This window comes from Ureaplasma miroungigenitalium (genome assembly GCF_025780085.1).
Classification (GTDB): domain Bacteria; phylum Bacillota_I; class Bacilli_A; order Mycoplasmatales; family Mycoplasmoidaceae; genus Ureaplasma; species Ureaplasma miroungigenitalium.
Window position 1 is genome coordinate 405,817 of record NZ_JAOXHL010000001.1, and the last position, 20,666, is coordinate 426,482.

16 protein-coding genes, 2 tRNA genes and 1 rRNA gene are annotated in these 20,666 nt (G+C 30.4%); 14 read left to right on the forward strand and 5 right to left on the reverse strand.

Going from position 1 to position 20,666, the window contains the following annotated elements; translation table 4 throughout:
* The first annotated feature begins 47 nt into the window (after positions 1 to 47).
* From smpB to OF376_RS01820, 5 genes are all read left to right on the forward strand, one after another.
* Positions 48 to 485: an SsrA-binding protein SmpB gene (smpB, locus tag OF376_RS01800; protein ID WP_263821812.1), complete on the forward strand. Its 438-nt coding sequence runs from the start codon at positions 48 to 50 to the stop codon at positions 483 to 485.
* Positions 413 to 2,215, forward strand: coding sequence for an ABC transporter ATP-binding protein (locus OF376_RS01805; RefSeq protein ID WP_263821813.1), 1,803 nt, complete (start codon positions 413 to 415; stop codon positions 2,213 to 2,215). Before smpB ends, OF376_RS01805 begins: the two co-directional genes overlap by 73 nt.
* Positions 2,208 to 3,989, forward strand: a complete 1,782-nt coding sequence (locus OF376_RS01810; protein WP_263821814.1) for an ABC transporter ATP-binding protein — start codon at positions 2,208 to 2,210, stop codon at positions 3,987 to 3,989. Before OF376_RS01805 ends, OF376_RS01810 begins: the two co-directional genes overlap by 8 nt.
* 71 nt (positions 3,990 to 4,060) lie before the next feature.
* A tRNA-Ile gene (locus OF376_RS01815) sits at positions 4,061 to 4,137 on the forward strand.
* A gap of 1 nt (position 4,138) precedes the next feature.
* Positions 4,139 to 4,214 (forward strand) — tRNA-Ala (locus OF376_RS01820).
* A gap of 121 nt (positions 4,215 to 4,335) precedes the next feature.
* On the opposite strand, the gene rnr is transcribed toward OF376_RS01820, so the two are convergent.
* From rnr to OF376_RS01845, 5 genes are all read right to left on the reverse strand, one after another.
* Positions 4,336 to 6,567, reverse strand: a complete 2,232-nt coding sequence (gene rnr, locus OF376_RS01825) for a ribonuclease R (RefSeq protein ID WP_263821815.1) — start codon at positions 6,565 to 6,567, stop codon at positions 4,336 to 4,338.
* Positions 6,567 to 6,800, reverse strand: a complete 234-nt coding sequence (locus OF376_RS01830; RefSeq protein ID WP_263821816.1) for a preprotein translocase subunit SecG — start codon at positions 6,798 to 6,800, stop codon at positions 6,567 to 6,569. Before OF376_RS01830 ends, rnr begins: the two co-directional genes overlap by 1 nt.
* A 90-nt stretch (positions 6,801 to 6,890) precedes the next feature.
* Positions 6,891 to 8,486: a hypothetical protein gene (locus OF376_RS01835; protein ID WP_263821817.1), complete on the reverse strand. Its 1,596-nt coding sequence runs from the start codon at positions 8,484 to 8,486 to the stop codon at positions 6,891 to 6,893.
* Between the two features lie 205 nt (positions 8,487 to 8,691).
* Positions 8,692 to 9,750, reverse strand: a complete 1,059-nt coding sequence (locus OF376_RS01840; RefSeq protein ID WP_263821818.1) for an iron ABC transporter permease — start codon at positions 9,748 to 9,750, stop codon at positions 8,692 to 8,694.
* Between the two features lie 2 nt (positions 9,751 to 9,752).
* Positions 9,753 to 10,829 (reverse strand): iron chelate uptake ABC transporter family permease subunit, encoded by a 1,077-nt coding sequence (locus OF376_RS01845; protein ID WP_263821819.1) that lies wholly within the window; start codon positions 10,827 to 10,829, stop codon positions 9,753 to 9,755.
* 146 nt (positions 10,830 to 10,975) lie between these two features.
* Between OF376_RS01845 and OF376_RS01850 the strand changes: the two genes are divergently transcribed.
* From OF376_RS01850 to OF376_RS01890, 9 genes are all read left to right on the forward strand, one after another.
* Positions 10,976 to 12,064, forward strand: a complete 1,089-nt coding sequence (locus OF376_RS01850) for a Vmc-like lipoprotein signal peptide domain-containing protein (protein ID WP_263821820.1) — start codon at positions 10,976 to 10,978, stop codon at positions 12,062 to 12,064.
* A 275-nt stretch (positions 12,065 to 12,339) separates the two neighbouring features.
* On the forward strand, positions 12,340 to 13,872 hold the full coding sequence (locus OF376_RS01855; protein WP_263821821.1) for an ABC transporter ATP-binding protein: 1,533 nt from the start codon (positions 12,340 to 12,342) through the stop codon (positions 13,870 to 13,872).
* 25 nt (positions 13,873 to 13,897) lie between these two features.
* The gene (locus tag OF376_RS01860) at positions 13,898 to 14,743 is read left to right on the forward strand and encodes an ABC transporter permease (RefSeq protein WP_263821822.1); all 846 of its coding nucleotides are present in this window, start codon (positions 13,898 to 13,900) and stop codon (positions 14,741 to 14,743) included.
* A complete protein-coding gene (locus OF376_RS01865) occupies positions 14,743 to 15,732 on the forward strand; it encodes an ABC transporter permease (RefSeq protein ID WP_263821823.1) in 990 nt (329 codons plus the stop codon). The genes OF376_RS01860 and OF376_RS01865 overlap by 1 nt, the downstream gene beginning before the upstream one ends.
* A 3-nt stretch (positions 15,733 to 15,735) precedes the next feature.
* On the forward strand, positions 15,736 to 17,745 hold the full coding sequence (locus OF376_RS01870) for a type 2 periplasmic-binding domain-containing protein (RefSeq protein WP_263821824.1): 2,010 nt from the start codon (positions 15,736 to 15,738) through the stop codon (positions 17,743 to 17,745).
* A gap of 85 nt (positions 17,746 to 17,830) precedes the next feature.
* Positions 17,831 to 18,436 (forward strand): suppressor of fused domain protein, encoded by a 606-nt coding sequence (locus tag OF376_RS01875; RefSeq protein WP_263821825.1) that lies wholly within the window; start codon positions 17,831 to 17,833, stop codon positions 18,434 to 18,436.
* Between the two features lie 4 nt (positions 18,437 to 18,440).
* A complete protein-coding gene (locus OF376_RS01880; RefSeq protein ID WP_263821826.1) occupies positions 18,441 to 19,463 on the forward strand; it encodes a 3'-5' exonuclease in 1,023 nt (340 codons plus the stop codon).
* Positions 19,457 to 20,401, forward strand: a complete 945-nt coding sequence (locus OF376_RS01885; RefSeq protein WP_263821827.1) for an RluA family pseudouridine synthase — start codon at positions 19,457 to 19,459, stop codon at positions 20,399 to 20,401. Before OF376_RS01880 ends, OF376_RS01885 begins: the two co-directional genes overlap by 7 nt.
* A 170-nt stretch (positions 20,402 to 20,571) precedes the next feature.
* Positions 20,572 to 20,666: ribosomal RNA gene (locus OF376_RS01890) — 16S ribosomal RNA — on the forward strand; the annotation flags it as partial.

Consider the following 20,666-nt stretch of genomic DNA (forward strand, 5'->3'; position numbering starts at 1 on the left):
AAGAACTATTTATAGTTGTGTTTATTTTTTGTATATTGGAGTTAAAAATGAACATAGTTAACAAAAATGCTAATCGTAATTACTTTATAGAAGATACAATTGAGGCTGGGATTAGTTTATTAGGGAGTGAAGTAAAATCTTTAATTAATAATGATGCATCTATAAACGAAGCATATATTATGATTCGTGAGAACGAAGTTTATATTTACCAAATGCATATTGCCTCATATAATTTTGCACATCATAAACAACACGACCCACTACGCAAACGTAAATTATTACTGCACAAAAATGAAATTATTAAATTTGCACATTGACAAAAAACACAAAGAATCAACTTAATTCCAATGAAGTTATTTTTTAAGAATAATAAGATAAAACTATTAGTTGGAATTGGAAAGGGGAAAAAGTTATGAGACAAACGAACGGATTTGAAAAATCGAACCCAAAACTTGGAAATAAAAAAACAAATAAATTCGCTTTAATTTGATGCACGCTCAATAAAAAAGGTCGCTTTTTAATTGTCTTAATCTTAATTTTAAACTTGATACAAGTATCAGCAATGGTTGTTTCACCGATTATTATGAAACAAATGCAAAATAGCTTCAATCCTACTTTAGAAGATTATGGCCAAAGCTTATTAGTAAAGAACTGCTTAATTATGTTTGGCGTTTTAGTCATTTGAGCAGTACTTGCACTTGTTGGCAACTATTTGTCTGTCTTAGTCGACGTTTTATTGATGCGAAGCTTACAAAAAACGATTTTATCTAAAACACTAAGCCTAACAAAAGCGGATGACGGTTATTTTAACCAAGATAAAATATTGACAATTACAACAAACGATACTTTACAAATTCAAGAAGGTATTCGTGCTTTGACACGTGGACTTCTAATTGGAATTGTTTACATTATCGGTGGTTTTATTGCGCTGGTTGTATTAAGTCAAGAAACATATAGTGTATATATTACTATTTTAGCTTTTATGATCTTAGTCTTCGGGATTGAATTCGTATTTGTTAAATCCTTACGAACAAATTTTAGAAAAATGACCAAGGGAAATGATGCGGTTATTGCACTAACTAACGATTACACAAATGGTTATCGAACAATCAAAACTTTCTTATTGCAAAGTTTCTTTTTGAATGATTTAGTTAAACAATGAAAAAATTATCAAAAAGTATCGCAAAAGGCCTTTGCCATTCTGTTTACTTTAATTGTTGTGATTAGTCAATTATCTTTCATTATTCAACCGATCATTTTATTAATTATGTTTTATAGCAATCCAAAAATTGCTAATGCAAACGTTTTCCCAATTTTCCAAGCAGTTAATATTTTTGTTTTAGGGATATTTATTACTTCTGGATCATTATCATTGTTTTTAAAAACGATTATTAACTTTAATCGGGTAACTCAATTTTTAGCTTATCAACCCCAAATTTCTTATACTGGTCAAGATAAGACAGAAACTAATGACATCGTTTTCGATAATGTAAGTTTTAAATTTGCTAACCAAGATAGCTATGCGTTAAAAAATATTTCATTCACCCTGGGACACGATCAGACATTAGGAATTATCGGTAAAACTGGTAGTGGTAAAACAGTTTTATTAGATTTATTAACACACCAATTACAACCAACGAGCGGTAGAATATTCGTTGACAAAAAGAACTTAAAAGATATTGATATTAACCATTGAAAACAACAATATTCATTGTGCGAATCGCGACCTACTTTAATTAATGATACGATTGCAAACAACATTTATATCAACCAAAAAACATATGATAAACAAGAATTAGTTCAAAATTTAAAAATTGCGCAAGCATATGATTTTGTAAATAACTTAGAAGATAAAGAACAAACAATAATTAATACTAAAGGAACAAATTTTTCGGGTGGGCAAAAACAACGGATTGCTCTATGTCGAGCTATTAGTAAAAAAGCACCTTTATTGATTATTGACGACGCAACAAGTGCTTTAGACGTTCTAACAGAAAAAGCGTTTATGAACGACCTTAAGAAACTAGATAGTTTTCAACAAAAGATTATTGTATCGCAACGAATTAACAACATTAAAAATTGCGATCACATTTTAGTTTTAGATAATGGTGAATTAATTAGTCAAGGAAATAATGAGACATTATTAAATACATGTTCTTTTTATAAAAACATTTACGAAACACAGATTGATCGGATGGTAGATGATTATGAATAGTCGACAGATGAATAAAATTCTATGTAGGTTTTATTTAAAAGATTTTCGAAAATATTTCTTATCGATTTCTTTTTTAACCTTATTTTTTGTTATTAGTTATGTTGCCGCTTCATATTTAATGCAACTAGCGACAACAAAATACGGTTTGAATGAAACCAACAACTTTTTAATGTATTTTGGTCTAACGATTGCAGGGTATGTATTGATGGGGCTATTTAATTTAGGGATTACACAAACATCAAACAAAGTAGCTCATAAAATTGAGATTAATCTGGCCATGACAATTAACCAAAAATTAAAAACAATGAGTATTAGTTTTTTTGAACAAAATAAACCTGGTGAATTGTATACAAAAGCACTAACAGACCCGCAAATTATTAAGAATGCACTAACAACATACTATGAAAAAATAAATGTCTTAGTAATTGGTGGAATTGGTTTTGGGATTGCTTTATTAGTTATTAATCCCTACGTTGTTTTAATTGCACTTGCGGTTTATTTAATTGTTATGATTCCTTCATTTGTAATCGTTAAAAAAGCCTATTTTTATAAAACAAAAACTCGGAAAGTAACTGGAGAAATTAATGATTACGTTGAAGAATTAATTCGAACACGAAAGACAATTAGTGAGTTTGATGCTCAAGAACAATTTATTGGTAAGTATGATGAAAAGATTGATAACATGAAAAAAACATGAATCAAGTCAGAATTTCTAAGTATTATACCTTTCCCTTTAAGTGAAACTGCAAGTTGTGTGATGGGTGTTGTGATTGCATTTAGTTATTTACTTTTTACTATTCACCACGTCCACTTACCATCAGGGTTTATGAGTAATTTCATAACTCAAGAGGTTAGCAATCAACTTATCGAAGTTCCAAACTTCGCACCATTAATCACTTTGTCATTTAGTTCTGTTTTATGCGGTCAATATGTTACTGACCTAGTTCAACAAACACCAACCACATTAGCTGGTAAGTCAGCATTGGTTAAGATTTATGAATTATTAAGTGCACCAAGCGAAAAGGATGGTCACGAAAAACTGAGAATCGATGCAACAAACGGTATCGATATTCAATTGAAGGATGTAACCTTCCAATATAATAAAGATGTGATTTTAGAAAACATCAGTTTACATATTCCAAAAAATAAAACAACTGCTATTATCGGTCCGACTGGTTCAGGTAAAACAACACTTGCTAGTTTAATTATGCGTTTTTATGATTTCCAAAAAGGTGAAATTTTCTTTAACGATGTAGCGATTAAAGATAAAACACGTGATAGTGTTCGTAGTTACTTAACATCAGTTTTACAAGAGCCATATTTGTTTAAGAAATCTATTTATGATAATTTCTTTATGGTTAATAAAACTGTGACTAAAGAACGCATTTATGAAGTTTGTAAAATGGTTGGTATTCATGATACAATTATGCAGCTGGATGATCAATACAACACCATTATGGACGAAAAACATGGTTTATCAAATGGTCAAAAACAATTAATTACAATTGCTCGTGCGATGATTAAAGATGCACCAGTAGTTGTTTTAGATGAGGCGACATCAAATGTTGATGTTCATACAGAACAGCAAATTCAAAAAGCGATGAAGAAATTAATCGCAAACAAAACATCGATTGTAATTGCACACCGTTTATCAACAATTGTTGAAGCGGACCAAATTGTTATGTTAAATGATAAAAAAATTGTAGCTATAGGCCGTCACCACGACCTATTGAAAACAAACGAATCATATAAAAAACTATTTAATAATAATTAGAAAAAAAATAAAAAATAATTTTAAAAAACTTGCTTTTTAAAATTAAATACACTATAATAATATGGTGTATTGGAAGTATAGCTCAGCTGGTTAGAGCACACCCCTGATAAGGGTGAGGTCGATGGTTCGAGTCCATTTACTTCCACCATGGGGACGTAGCTCAATTGATAGAGCACCTGATTTGCACTCAGGAGGTCGAGGGTTTGACCCCCTTCGTCTCCACCATTAAAATTCAATCTAGCGCAAGCTAGATTTTTTTGTCCCTTTGACTAAAAAACGAAACGATTATATGAGAAGCGAACAAGAAAAAAACTATAGCTTTGCTATAGTTTTTATTATTATAGTTTTAAAGGAATCTAACTAATTCAAAATCGATTTTACGTGTTACCTTGTTAGCTCCAATAACTTTAACAATCACCCGTTTACCAACGGTAATAATGGTTTGTGTTTTTTCACCAACTAATGTGTTATTTTCTTTAACATAGTTATAGAAATCATTCTTAAGTGATTTAACGGATATTAAACCTTCAATTGTGTTATCTAATTCCACAAAACAACCAAATGTATTAACTGAAGAAATAACCCCTTCAAACTCGCTGTTTAAGTGTTCTGACATGTATTCAGCAAACTTCATGCTGTTAACATCTCGCTCAGTTCGAACTGCTACAACTTCTTTCTCATTACATTGATCACAAATATTTTTTAAATTATTCATTAATTCTATTCTTTGGTGATCTGTATATGCTTGTGGATCAAAAATGAATGATCATAATATACGGTGCACAATTAAATCAGAATAACGACGAATAGGTGAAGTAAAGTGGGTGTAGTGTTCAGATGCTAAACCAAAGTGACCAATATTATTTACAGAATAGGCAGCCTTTTCCATTGAACGCAATAATAATTTATTGACCAATGTTAAATTGTAATGATTAGCATTGTTGTCTAACCAATTTGAAATAGTTTTTTCATCGACATTTAAGAAATCTTCGTTAATTTTAAAGCCTAATTTTTTAGCCTCAACAGCAAACATTTCTAATTTTTTTATTTGTGGCCGGTCGTGTGTTCGATAAATAAAATGCAGTGGCGTTTTAATATTTGAAAGCAAGTAATCGCTAGCCTTTGGTATTGATTTTGGATTTTCTTGGTAACTAATTTGTTTATCAACAAAACGCGTTACAGCTTCGTTTGCAGCCACCATAAAATCTTCAATCATCATTTGAGCTGTTTTTTGTTGTTTAACTTGAATTTCGACGATTTTATTATCTTTATCTAAAATAATTTTTGGTTCTTTAATATCGAAATTAACATAACCGTCACGAGATTTTTTAGCACGAAGGATTTCATGCAACTCTTTTGCTTCGCGCAGCATTTGGTGTACGGAAATTACATAGTTTGGTAATTTACTTTTCTTTTCAAAGAAATCATTAACCTCGTCATAAGACATTTGGTATTTACTAGTAATGACAGAAGGATATACATCTTCAAAAACGACCTGTCCGTCTTCACTAATAATCATGTCACATGTGACAGCCATTCTTTGAACATTAGGGTTTAATGAACATATATTATTTGATAAATTATGGGGTAACATTGGTATTACCCGATCAACCAAGTAAACTGATGTACTTCGTTCGAAGGCGTTTTTATCTAAAGCACTATCTGGTTGTACATAATATGAAACATCTGCAATACTAACTCCTAAGAAATAAAATTGTTTACCATTTACTCCTTTTGGTAGTTTTTGAACAAAAACAGCATCGTCAATATCTTTAGAACCTGCGGGATCAATTGATACTATTTCACGTTCATTTAGAAAACGACGAATTTTTTGTTGGTGTTCATCTAATACAAAATTAGCTTTGTTAGCTATTTCTTCAGCTTGCGGATCAAATTCGGGTTTAATGTTGTTATCGTAAACGATAGATAAGATATCAACCCCAATATCATTTTGGTGTCCAAGAACTAATTCGACTGATGCATATGCGTTTTGTAAATCACGCTTATATACATGAAATAAAATTTTGTGGCCAGTAACTAACCCTGGGTATTTATCAAGGATAATAGTTAAATAAAAAGAAGGATCATCACAAGATACGTTTAATGTTTTGCCATCGAAATTAACTACTCCGACGTAATAATCTTTAGCATGTTCGATAACAGAAACAATCGCTGCATCAAAAAGGCCGGCACGTTTTGGTTCTTTTTTTAATAATGCAAATTCAACACGATCTTTTTTTAAAGCACCATTCAGGTATTTTTTATTAACGTAATAATCAACTTCTTCATCTTCAACACGAACGAAACCGTCGCCTTTTGAATTGATTGATAATACACCAACCATTTTTTTAGATAAATCAACTTCATAATCACCATAGCTGTAAACTAGATAATTATTTTCTAGGCGTTTGACACTAGAATCAGCCACTAATTGGCTAACAGTTTGATAAAAATGATCTTTTTTAAAATCGTTATTTGCTTTTAATATTTTTTTAAGTAGGATTCCAGGTGGGATAGGTTTATAGTTTTCTTTTTCTAATTGGTTTAAAATTAGGGTTCGTAATGTCTTATTATCCATTATGAATGACTAGTTGCCCGATAAATAATAACTATTAAAATTAATGTAATAGTAATGAAAAACATGAAGACCTGAAAACCCTTCATTCAACCACGATCCTTGGTTTTTTGAAAGATTTCTAAATCTTGACCATTTAGACTTGATAGACCACCGGTAGCAGATGTTCTTGACAATAATAAACCAATAATTAATGCCAAAATACTTAAAAGTATTAAAGTAATTGTTAATCCCATAATAGCTCCTTGAACACTATATTCTTAAATTATAACAAATAAAAACCATAACAATAAAGTTACGGTTTTTTATTTATTCATTAATATATCTTATTTTTTAGAAATTTCTTTAATGTATTCATCATATCCAATTAAACAAGCATCTTGAGAGTATTTTTTATCTGCTCCTGTTGGTTCAACACGATCTTGTTCACGGAAACGACGTGAAGTATAAGCGATGTTAGAAAGTAATTCTGGATATTCTTTTCAGTTTTCTTTTTGCATAATATTTCCTTGTTTTGATAAGTTATGCATTCCAGAAGTCATTGTATTAACATTTTGGTCGTAAATAATTTTTAAGTATGTATTCTTTAATTCTTCTACTTTTTCAGTTCCTGCTATTTCACCGAAACGTGGAAGACCTTTAATTCATTGTCCAGATGTTTCAATTAAATAATTAATACCAGTTGGTCGGTCATGACCTGAAGTACTTAATGAACCTTTAACAAAAAGATTTGGACGTACACCTAATGTAATTGCTTGATCTAATGAGTGAACACTTGTTACTCAGAAATTAATATCTGTGCCATCTTTACGGTGTTTCTTATAAGGACTCTTACCTTCTTTAAAGACTTTTTTATTTTCACTATTGACCATTAAATCATCTTCAGTGAATAAAGGTAGTGGGTTTTGGTTAACTTTGAATTTTTCTTTAGCGATTAAACCATCTAATTCAGCTTTTGGCATTCCGAATAATTTTGAATATTCACGTAATAATCAATGCATTCCAATTACACCATAAGTTGCAATTCAACCAGAACGTCCCATAAAGTGAATGTTGTCAGTTGAACCTTTAACTAAACGAGCTGGCAAGAAATTTTCAGTTTTAGCTAATTGTTGTTCATAAGATTCTCCTAACTCATTTGTATACTTATCTGTTTTTTCTCCATCATTATATACATAAATTAAATGATCAAAACTATCAGAGAAAGAACCGATGATTTGGTTAATAGCTTTATTTTGAACGTCAACTTCACCATATGAAGCTTTTCATCCGAAAGAATATCAGTCATCTAATAAATCAGTACCTTCTTCAAGTTTTGGAGTAGGGAATTTAAGTCCTAAACCAGGTAATTCAGCATAATCTGGAGAAGTATATAATAATGAGTTTTCTGTTGGTTGTAATAAACCAAATGAATTCATATTACTTACATCTAAATCAGATGGTCCACCACGTGTTGTGAAACCAACTGTTGTATTACTTTCACGAAGTTTTTTTCAGAAAGGTGAATTTGCATACATCTTAATATCTTCTTTTAGAAGATTAATTTGTTTTTCCGCTTCTAAAGCAAATGTTGCTTCGTGTTCACCTTTGTCAATTAATGGTTTGAAAGTTGAAGATTTGTTTAAATCAATTGCTTTATCTAAATCAGCAGCAATTGATCTTAGTTGTGCAAAAGGAGAGTTTCATCAACCACGTCATAAAACTTCCATTTGTCCGTTATCTTCGTTTTTTCCTTCTTTAGTTAAAATTTTGTGGATTATTTTTGATCTTCCAGTTAGACTATTTAGCACATCTTTTTTGTGTTTATCATCTTCACTAGTTTTTGAACAACTTGCAGCAACAGCAGCAACAGCAGCAATAGCTGAAACGGCTGCGAAACCTGAAAGCATCCCAAATAATACTTTTCTTTTATTAAATGTCATAAGAGACTCCTTTAATATATACAATATACCCAGATTATATTTTTTTAACTATTTTTTTACTTTGTTTTAGCAAACTTTTTTGACTCAAAAATAAGAAAAAAAACGAAAAGTTCCGAAAATTTTTCGTTTTTTATAAAAATATCAAAAATTTAGCAAAAAAATAAAACTACAACGGATTGCAGTTTTATAGAGTTTTTTTGTTTAATTATTCTTTTTTAGAGATTAAAATGATGAAGTAAGGTGAGATTAACAATGGAACAGCTAAGTTAACTCATTGTTCAGGAACATTGATAACTAAGAATAAGAAGCCAAAGGCTGCCATATAGAATGTTGCACCTAAAGAACTTGAAGTAATCATCCCTGTTTTATAATTGTGTTTGTTAATTCCACGAGCAATATTTCCGGCTACTAAACCTACGAATACTAAGTTACCATTTAATGAATAACTTGCCCCCACCATTAAACAGATGGCAATTAAAGTGGCAAAGGATACCAAGTTAACTTTAATACCTAATTGACTAGCGATTTGTTGATTTGCAACAATAATTTTAATCTTGTTTGAAAGGATAGCAACAATGAAGATTCCGAAGATAATTAGTCCTAATGAGATGTAGAATGTCTTCATAAAATCCCCACCACCAACACCGACTGTACCGAATGAAAGGTTAGAAATTAGGATACGTCCTAATTCATGTAAGTGTTGAGAAACGATTAACGCGATTGATGTTGATAAGAAGTTAACTAAAATACCAGCAATAATCATTTTCTTAAAGTTAAAGCTACTTACTTCTTTAGAAGCTACATAGTAAATAATCATCAAGATTAACGGTGATACAAAGTAAAGGAATGGTTGAAAAGCAATTACGAAATTAAACTTGTCCATACTTACAGTTTGGAAACCGATCATTTGCACGAAAATCATCAAACCGAGTAAATTAATATTACCGATACCTAAGATTGATGTATCACTAAAACGGTTGTTTGTTAGAGTTTGGATTAGATAACCGCTTAACCCCATACAAATCCCTGTTAACAGCAGTTTGGCCACCATAACGTGTCGAATCACTTCTTTAGGGTCAACCTTCCATCCTTGGTTTCAAAAGAAAACAATCAGGAACATAGCACTCATTATAAGAACGTTAACAGCTGTTCTTATATAACTTTTTCGATTAATAGCTTTTAAAGGGTTTTTAAATCCTCAAGCTCTATTTCATCTTTTTTTGAATTGATATTCATCTGTTTGTGTAAAATCTGGTGTTGACATAACTATTTAAGCCCCTTTCTTCTAAATAATACATATACGAATGCTGGGATAGCTAAAATAGCAATGATGATTTCACGAGATCCAGCGAAGAATTCAGCGATATAACCCGAGAAGGAAAGTACAGCTGAACCGAACAATCCCGCATATAGCATGGCTGATGGGACGTTCATACGCTTGAATAATGCTGAAATAATAACGTTAATTACCACCCCGATTAAGGCAATAATCCCAATTAACACAATTGCTGATACAGTAATAATTACTAAAGAGAAAGCAACTGTTCAATAAATTAAGTTGACGTGAATACCTAAAGACTTAGCTAAAATAAAATCTTTTTTAATAACAGTTAATTTTGAAGATAACAAGAATAAAATGATAGTGACAACCACCATTAAAATATTACTTGTTAAAAATCTAGTTAACGAAATTGGGTATGGTTTGAAACCTACATATGAATCGAAGTCACGACGTAAGTCTTCGATTTGTGAAATGACCACAATATTAATAGCTGATACAGTTGCACCAATAGCAAATGAAATTAAAATGGGTCGGAAACTAGCTCCTTGCACATTACCTTTAGTTAGCAAGAAGTTTGTTGTAATTAAAATAAAACAAAATGCTAAACCAAGTGAGTATAGAATGGCTGTTGAAGCTTGTTCTTTAATAGTAATCATATGTGTTGCTGTATTCGCCAAAATGATCATCGGTGTAAAACCAAGAGTGGTTGGACCACTTAATACATTTCTTGATGTTACAGTAATAGCGATTGAAGCGGCCGCTATACAAAAACCAACTAAAAAGTTACTAATTGGAGTAAAAGCGTATAAACCAATATCATATTGATTACCTGAGAATAACCGATTAAGGTTGTTTAGTGACTTTCCATCAAAGAAAATATTAATCACTAAAAATAAAACTCCTACAAGTACAGATAATGTAATAAAAATTATTTGTAACTTACCGTATTTCACTTTTTTCGGCTTGTTAAAAGTGTCATATTTGGGTAAGGAATATTGAAATGTTGAAGTTTCAGAAGTGTTATTCGCTGCCAAAGTAAAAATCTCCCTTCTTTGATTCATTTATTAGTTTACTAAAAACCTTTAAAAAAAACCTAAAGCAGGTACCAAAAAGGCGAAAAAAATTATCGATGAATGTAGATGAAAAGAAAAATGAATGTGTTAAAATTTAGGTATAGTTTACATTTTTAAACAAATGAGGTATATACATGAAAAAAATTAATAAAAAGTTTTTTCTATCGATGCTTGGAGGTATAGTTGTCTGCGGTTTAGCAGCAGGTGTAGCCACATCGTGCAAAAATAACAATGAATTGATCGAAGCGGTTAACGAATATAATAATTATGTAGCCCAAGTTAAGGCAACAGATTTTTATAAAAATAACGTGTCAAAGGCACAAGAAATTGACAAATTGTTTAAGGAAACAAAACAAGAAATCGACAAACACAAAAAAGATGCTGACTTTATTACTATTTTAAAAACAGAATTAACTAACCTAAAGAGCAAAATAGATCCTATGGTTAAGAAATTCAACGGTTTTGTGGAATTAAATAAAAAAGTAACCGTATCTTATAAAAACGCTAAAAATACACTATTTGCTGAAGCAAAGCTTACTGCAGAAAATTTTGAATTAGCACATCCAGAAGCTAAAGTAGCTTTTGTTAAGGCCGAAAAAGGCGATAACACCATCGTTGTTTCATATACTATTGAAAACAAAGAAAAAGAAAAATCAGAAGTGTTTACTAAAGAAATTTCATCTTCTGAATTCAAAGTTGACTTTGCAACTGTAGATAAAGGCACAAGCGTTACATATAAAAATGCGAGTGAAGTGACTTTTGCCAATGCATCATTAGAACAAAGCAATTACGAATTAAGTGTTACTGATAAAACATTTAACATCACATTTGTTAGTGCAAAAAAAGACGAAGCTAAAACAAAGATTTCTGTTGTTTATAAATTAAGCAAAAACAAGCAAGAACAAGAGTTCACAAAAGAAATTTTAGCTGATAATTTTAAAAAAGAAGAACCGAAACAAGAAAGTATCGACTTTGCAACAGCATTTAATGGTGTAAGCGTTACATATAAAAAAGCAAGCGAAGTAACTTTTGCAGACGCGTTATTAGAAGAAAATAATTACGAATTAAGCTCTACTGATCAGTCATTTTCTATCAATTTTAAAAAAGCTGAAAAAGATACAACAAACAGTAAAATTATAGTTTCTTTCACACTTACTAAAAACGAACAAGAATCAACAATTTACACTAAAGAAATTCTTGCTAACTCTTTTAAACAACAATAAGGCACAAACTTGCTTATCGATAAAAAAGAAAGCAAACAAATTTATTCAAAAAAATTAAGCGAAAAAAAGCGCAAAAACAATTAAAAATTAAAATGAACAAAAAATCATTTTAAGACCGATAAATAGCCGGTATAAATGCAAGTTAATCAGCAAGAAAAAATATTCAAAACGACAAACTTTTTGAATATTTTTTTATAAAAGTTTTTATATGCTATTATTAATATGTTTTCTTTTTTAGGGAAACATATTTTTTTATCTTTTTAAAGGAGATTTTGATGCAAAAAACAATTTTACATTTAAACAATATTTCTAAGTCTTATGATGACGGTTTTACCGCTGTACACAACTTTGATTTAGAAATAAAAAAAGGTGAATTTGTTACACTTTTAGGACCTAGTGGTTGTGGTAAAACCACCGTCCTTAAAATGATTGCAGGTTTTGAACAACCTACGCACGGAAAAATTTTGTATAACGGAATCGACATCAAAGACATGTCAATCCGTATGCGACCAACATCAACGGTATTCCAAGATTATGCACTTTTTCCAAATATGACTGTTGCTCAAAATATTAAATACGGCATTAAATTGATGCGAAAGCCTAAAGAAAATGTCGATCCAAAAATATATGAGGCCGCTGAAAGAGTATATCAATTAGCAAAGAAAAAAAGTCAAACCAAAATAAAAGAAATTGAGCTTAAAAAAGCAAGTTTGTATAAGGATATTAAAAAACTTGAAAAATTCTATGAAGCTAACGCTTATTTAAGTGAAATTAAAACAATGCGTAAAAACCAATACGTGGCGTATTTAGATGAATTAAAAACAAAGAAAAAGGATTTATTGGAACAAACTGACCTTGAGAATAAGGACATTCTAATCAAAGAAATAGACAAGGAAATCAGTTTATTAAAGACAAATTACGCAAAGAAAATCAGGGTAGATAAAAAGTATGATAAATTAACGTTTAAATATAATGATTTAGACTACTGAAATTCATATTGACAAATTTATCCATCAAACAAGAAAGAAGAGTTTGAAAATAAAAACATTACTCGATTATTAACAAAAGCAGAAATCAACGAAAAAGCTCGACAAATTATTGAACTGGTTGGTTTAAGCGAAAAAGTTAATAACTTTCCTAATGAATTATCAGGAGGGATGCAACAAAGAGTAGCCTTGGCTAGATCAATTGTGATTGAACCAGAAATTATTTTATTAGATGAACCATTAAGTGCTTTAGACGCAAAAGTACGACAACAACTACAAAATGAATTGAAAAAACTTCATGAAACTCTAGGAATAACATTTATTTTAGTTACTCACGACCAAGAAGAAGCACTTTCATTATCAGATAAGGTTGTTGTTATGTCTAATGGACAAATCGAACAAATTGGAACACCATCTGAAGTTTATGATTCACCTAATTCATTGTGAACTGCAAACTTTGTGGGGCGTGCCAACATCTTCAATGGTTTTTATAAAACTAAAGGTGAAGTTGTTTTTGACAATATTTCTTCAACAACTGACGTTGTTGAAGGTTTCGATGAAAATGAAGAAGTATACATTATGATTCGTCCTGAAGACTTTGACGTTGTCCCTAAAGACAAAGGTAGCATTAATGCCACTGTAGAATCAGTTCTATATAAAGGCTTGATGTGGGACATTAAATGTAGATATCAAGATATGATTATTAATGTCGAAGATATTAATAGCGTAGCAGTTGGAGACGTTGTTGGTCTTGACTGAGATGATATTGATGTACATGTAATAAAGAAGGGAGTGAATGATGAAACAACAATTGCGAAATAAACGTCGAACTTTTAGTTGGAGACATATGAAGCCAACAAAAGGTCTAATTTTAACGATTCCTTATTTTTTATTAACAATTTTATTATTCATTGTCCCTTTAGTTGTGGTTTTAGTCACAGCTTTTAAAGGTGCACAACATCCAAATGTAGGGGAAATGAATATAGCAGATAACTGAGATGTTTTGACAAAAACAATCGGTTTAAAAATTTGAAACACAATTTGAATTAGTTGTTTATCAACTTTCATTGGGTTGTTAATCGCTTTTCCGTTTACTTATTTTTTAGCAAAAGCAAAAAATATTGTTTTAAAAGTCATCGCGATTGCGTTAATTACTGCACCTATATGAATGACTATGTTGATTAAGTTGATTGGAATTAAAACCTTTTTAGACGTGTTACATGGTCATAACAACTCTACATATGGGCACTTTTATACAATCATTGGACATGTATTTATCTACATGCCATTTATGTTACTGCCATTATATACAGCTTTATCACATATGCCAAAGAACCTAGAACAAGCTAGCTATGATTTAGGACGTGGACATATTTATACTTTCTTTCACATTACCATTCCTTATGTTCGTAATGCATTAATTTCAGGAGTAACTGTGATGTTCTTATCTTGTCTGACATCAGTAGTTATTTCTGGTTTTATGAACATGTCAAACGACTCAGGATTATTAGGCGGTTTAATTTTAAACTTAGGTGAAGGGGGTATTTCTAACCCTGCGCAATTAAGTCGTGCAGCCACATTAACATTAATTATTAGTGTAGTTATTTTGGGAATGTATGTAGTCTTTTTAATTATTCCAAAACTAATTATTAAGGCTTACAAAAAAGCCCAAATCAAGAAAGGAGCATTATAATGTCATATAACTTCTTTTATAAAACACAAACAAAAAATATAAAGCAAAAATTGGCTGCCAAACAAGTCTTACAAAGTGCTGAAAACATACAAGAAAAAGACACTTTTGAACAAGTGGCGGCAATGAAAAATATTAACAAAGGACAACAAATTGTTAGTTGATTACGCCGTTTCTATATTTTCATTGTTTTAGCGGTAATCTATATTCCTCTAATCGTGATTATTTTCCTAGCTTTTACACAACCATCAATAAGAGGCAATATTACAACTGCCTTCCAATGAAATGGGGGAGAAAACTTTCTTGAATTAGCTAGTAGCCAATTTACTTCGGCGTTATTAAATTCTTTAATCATCTCTGTGATTGTAATTCCTATTTCCATTTTCCTAGGTTTAATTACCACTTTTGGTATTTGACACGCCCGATCAATTTACAAAAAAAGTGTTTTAAATACCTCAAAAACCAATATTGCGGTTCCTGATATTATTACAGGGATTTCTTTGGCTTTATTATTTACTTCCACATTTTTGCCATTAGGTATTAATTTTGGTTTTGCAACTATTGTTTTAGCCCACATTTCTTATTGCACACCGTATGCGATTATGATATTTTATCCACGAATGATGAAGATGAACAAAAATTTAATTCTAGCTTCTTATGATCTAGGTTATTCTAAGGTTCAAACGTTTTTTAAAATCGTTATTCCACACTTATTGCCATCCTTATTTTCAGCCATCATCGTTGTCTTTGCCATCACTTTTGATGATTATGCAATTACACGTTTAGTGGGTGGAAAGGTAAATACTATTTCCACAGAACTTTATCAAATGGCTAAAGGAGTTAAAGCGTGAGCAATAGCATTTGGAGCGTTAATGATTTTATTAACTATTTTAATTATTATCATCATTGCTATTTACCAAATAATTAAAACAGGTAATCGTAAGCGAACAACCAATAAAAAACGCTTATTGATTTGGAAAAAACAGGAGTAAGCTATGAGTAAAAAATGAATTAAAAAAACACTTTTAGGCTTAGGTTTAAGTGCTTTAGTGATTCCTATTACAACCGCTTGTGCCGTCGGATCTAATAAGTTTGTTGTTGGTAATTATGATGCATACGTTGATCCGGATGTAAGTAAAGAATTACAAACCAACTTTAAGACAAATACAAATGGTTTTTTAAGTTATGTTTATTATTCAAACAACGAAATTGTTGAAGGATATTTAAAGGCAAAATCACTTGATATCGCAGTCATTTCACAATATACTGTAGCTAAGTTAGCTAAACGTAAAGTTATTAAAAAAATTGATTGATCAAAATTTGATTTGCACGATGCAAACGGCAACTTAATTACTAAAACAGATCAATTAAAACCATTTTTTAGTGACACGACATGACAATTATCACAAGCATATAGTGATTACTTAGGTGACTTAGATAACGATCAACAAAAAGAACAATTACTTGATTACATGGTTCCATATTTTTACCAAGATTTGATTTTTGCTTATCGGGGAAAAGAAATTCCAGCATTAAAACCTGAAAATAACCCCACTTGATCAGATATTTTTTGAGCGATTCAAAACGAGGAACGTTTTAATCCAAAAATTAAAACTGAATTGTATGAACGAGATGGTGAAACAGTATACACGAATGACAATGCTGCACGCCTAACGTTTATTAGTGATCCGCGTACAATTTATGACTTAGCACGAATAATGCAAACGTCACAAAAATTAACAGAAAAAGATTACGCTGATTTAGTTAAATGACAAACTTGAATTAAACTAGAAGAAACTAAAGAGCATCCTGATTTACAAAAGATTCAGGAATGAAAAACACTGTATGCTCAGAAGGCTCCAAACGTGCAAAATGAACCGAAAGCTACAATCGACGATGTGGAAACAACGTTTGAAGCACTACACCAATATACTAAAAACCTTCCAAAAAACACTATTCGTTTTGATCCGAATTCAAACAATGTTTTAAATAATCTAGCCACACTGGAAACGGTTGGTGTTATTGGTTATAATGGTGATATTTCTTTCGCTTTAAACGGTGGAGAATATGCCGATGTTAAAAAATATGAAAAACAGTTACCAACAACCGATGACTTTCATTTTGTTCGACCTCGATATACATTAAATGTAATGGATGGATTTGTTATTAATGATCTGATTGATGATAAACATATTGATGGAGCTTACAACTATATTAAAAACCTTGTTTTTCAAGGGATCAATGATACTGATAACGACGGCGTACTTCGTTGAGGCTTAAATGTTCATAAAGATTTAAATGAACAAGAAATAAAAAAATACGAAAGAAATGACTTGCAGGCTAAAGAAGAAGGTAACATCCTAGAAGATCAATCATATTTCTATATGCCAATGCGTAACTTTGATTATTTAAATTACACACCCACATTGCGTGCAGTTTATGAACATGTACTAGATGTTAATGAAGGTTATTTAGGTAACGAAGGTTTTCAGATTGACCTAATTAAGGAACTAATAGCCAACGAAGAGTCTGAAGATTTCATGACAACAGAAACTTTTGGTTTTAATCCTACATACCACACAAAACAAGAACGTCAACAAAAACACGCCTTTTTTGATGCGTTAGCCGAAACGATTTATGAAGTGTACACAACTCATAAACAAACAGATACTGCATTTGTTTATGACGACAGTTTTTTAGATGCACAAATTGATTCGCAAGATACAAAGACAACAGTTTTTTCAGTAATTAAACAACTATTAATTGAAAATGAAATCATTCAACCAACAGTTGATGAGCAAGAATTAAGAAAAAATCTGAATCAAAAACTAGCTGCTCTATATACTGATTTAGATGCGCAAATCACAGATCGTATTAATCTAAACAACATCAATCGTGAAATTTTTAATGTTCGTTATAATCCTTCTACATTAGAATTTCCAATTAATGATTTGATTCTTTCAAATATCGCAATTGCATACGACGATTTTGTGGCTAAAAATTAATTTTTTATAAAAGATAGTCTTTAGGGACTATTCTTTTTTATCTATTCCTTTATAATTAATATAGTGAATAGAAGGTTAAGAAGCTATGATTTACACGTATACAATAGAACAAAAACGCAAAGTTTTAAATTTTATATCAAAACACTACGGGTCACCCGTTAAAATTATTAATTTGAATGACTATAATCGCACCATCCCAATTGATTACGATTTACTTTTAATCGAGACAAAAAATTCATATTTATTGATGACTATTGGTTTAGGGGCGTTTGACTCGCACAACCACGATGAAGAATCACATGAACGTTCTGAAATTTATTTAGAATTGCCATTGGATTGAGATTTAAATAATCCACAAAACTATTGAGCAATTAATTTTTTAATCAACATTGTGAAATACTCATATGAACAACATTTAACACTAAAATGATTACAGGTATTTATCAATCCGAATTATTTTAGCCATTCTAACAAAGTGGCAGGATACTTGGACTTACCTTGAAACAAAATTGATGCAAACGATTTTGTATTAACAAATGATTTTGTTGTTTCGTTTTACCAAGTTGTAATTTTAAGTGACGACGAATTATTCTTTGGAAAAGTCAATAGTTTTAAAGAATTAGCAGAATATTTTGAAAAAGAAGAAAACAGAATTGTTAATTTAAGCCGAAAGTCTTTAGTTAAAATTTAATAAAATGATCAATCAGCAAACTAATAAAAATAAAGATTGCCTCGTTTTCTTAGATATAGAAGCAACCGGTCAAAGAAATCCTGAAATCATTCAATTATGTGGTTTTAAAGTTGATAATTACAATTTCAATGCACCAATCGTTTTTAATCAAAAATATCATTCATCTCAACAAATTCCTTTAATGTTGAAAAATAAAATTAACTTTAAAAAAAACTTTGTTAATTTTAAACATTATCCAAAAATGAATGCAAAAAGAGCTGCAGAAATACACGCTTTTTTAGAAAACACAATAATTGTTACATATGGGAATTTTGATGAAACACTTTTAAGAAGATTATTTGATAAATACGAATTAGACAGCAAAAAAATGTCCTTTTTGGATATTACTCATATTTTTGAGAACCCCCTAAAAATTAATTACAGTTTGAACGAACTAGCTCAAATCTTAAAAATTAAATGTCAAAAAAACAATTTGCATGATGCAAAATATGACGCTTGGCTGCTAATGAAAATTACTCAAGCGTTAGACATCAAGAAAATCCAAGAACTAAAAAAAGTTTTAATTTTTTATCCGAAACATAAAATTAGTTTTAATAAAACAACAAAAAATAATTTAATATGTAGGCAAAAATCGTCATCGTCAGCCTTAATCATTAAACATTTCGATTCTCAACAAAAAGTTTTAGATTACGAAATGTATGATTATAAGACTGATAGCTTTCGTTCTTATAAGATTAGCTTTAATAAAAGTAAAGAGAAAACAAACCAAATTGTTAAGATATTGCAGGAATATCCGTTATATATTAGTTTTCATAATAAATCAGGTTTACGTTCATTATGCGCTTGGGCAAATAATTTAAATATTGACTTAAAATATATTAACTTGTCACACTTACACCGATCAATATTACCAACAAACAAAAAAATTGATCGACAAAAAGAAACTGCCGCATTAATTAAATATATTGGTGAATATTTTTATGCCAAAAAAACTCAAGGAACAAAGGAATACTGAATTCAATGTTAAAAATTTTTAAAATTACAGAAAATGAAGCACAACAACGTTTGGACCGTTACCTTTTAAAGATGTTTAAAAATGTTAGCCGTTTTAATATTTATAAAATGGTGCGAACAAAAGATGTAAAGGTTAATAATAAAAAAGCGGTCATTAAATATATGTTGCAAATCGGGGATGAGGTTCGTGTCTTCATGCCAGCTGATATGTTACAAGAAAATAAAAATCTCGATTTTCTTAAAGCTAAAGATGATCTTGAAATCATTTATGAAGATAATAATATTTTGGTTATCCATAAACCAGTGGGTTTAATTGTCCACGATGATATACATGCACAAGACGATACCCTTGCTAAACGAGTGAAAAAGTATTTAGCTAAAACTAAACAATACAATCCGTTTGACCAGTCATCTTTCACACCAAGCTTATGTCACCGTTTAGATTTAAATACATCTGGTTTAATTATGGCAGCTAAGAATGCTCTAGCGTTGCGAAACATTACTGACATGTTCCAAAAAAACGATGTTGTGCGTAAATATTACTGCCTAACTTACTCGCCTACTCCTAAAAATCAAGATTTAGTACAGAACTTTATGTACAAAAAACCTGATGACAACTTAATGGTTGTCCAAGACTTTAAAACTAAAGATAATAAAACTGCATTAACAAAATATAAGTTTATTAAAAACGTCCGTAATTATTATTTATATGAAATTGAATTATTAACAGGCCGTACACACCAAATTCGTGCAGTCATGAATTACTTAAATGCTCCTTTGGTTGGTGAAACGCGTTATATTAATAAAAGAATAGATAAAGATGAACGTTATACTCACCAGTGCCTGGTTTCCTATTATATAAGTTTTAAGAATTTAGAAAAATACGATAGTGAATTACATTATTTATCTAATAAAGAATTTAAATTGCAAAATATTTGATTTTTGCGTTAAATTCTTTTTTATTTGTTGTATAATCTTATTTAGTGTCTTTTACGACATAATGTTAACAAGAAAAAAAATAAAAAAATATATTGACATTGTTTCTAAAAAGCACTATAATATTATGGTATGTTCGAAAAACATACTTTAAATGATCTTTGAAAACTAAATAGAATCCGTCAATTTTTAAGAGTTTGATCCTGGCTCAGGATTAACGCTGGCGGCATGCCTAATACATGCAAATCGAACGAGGTTAGTTTACTAACCTAGTGGTGAA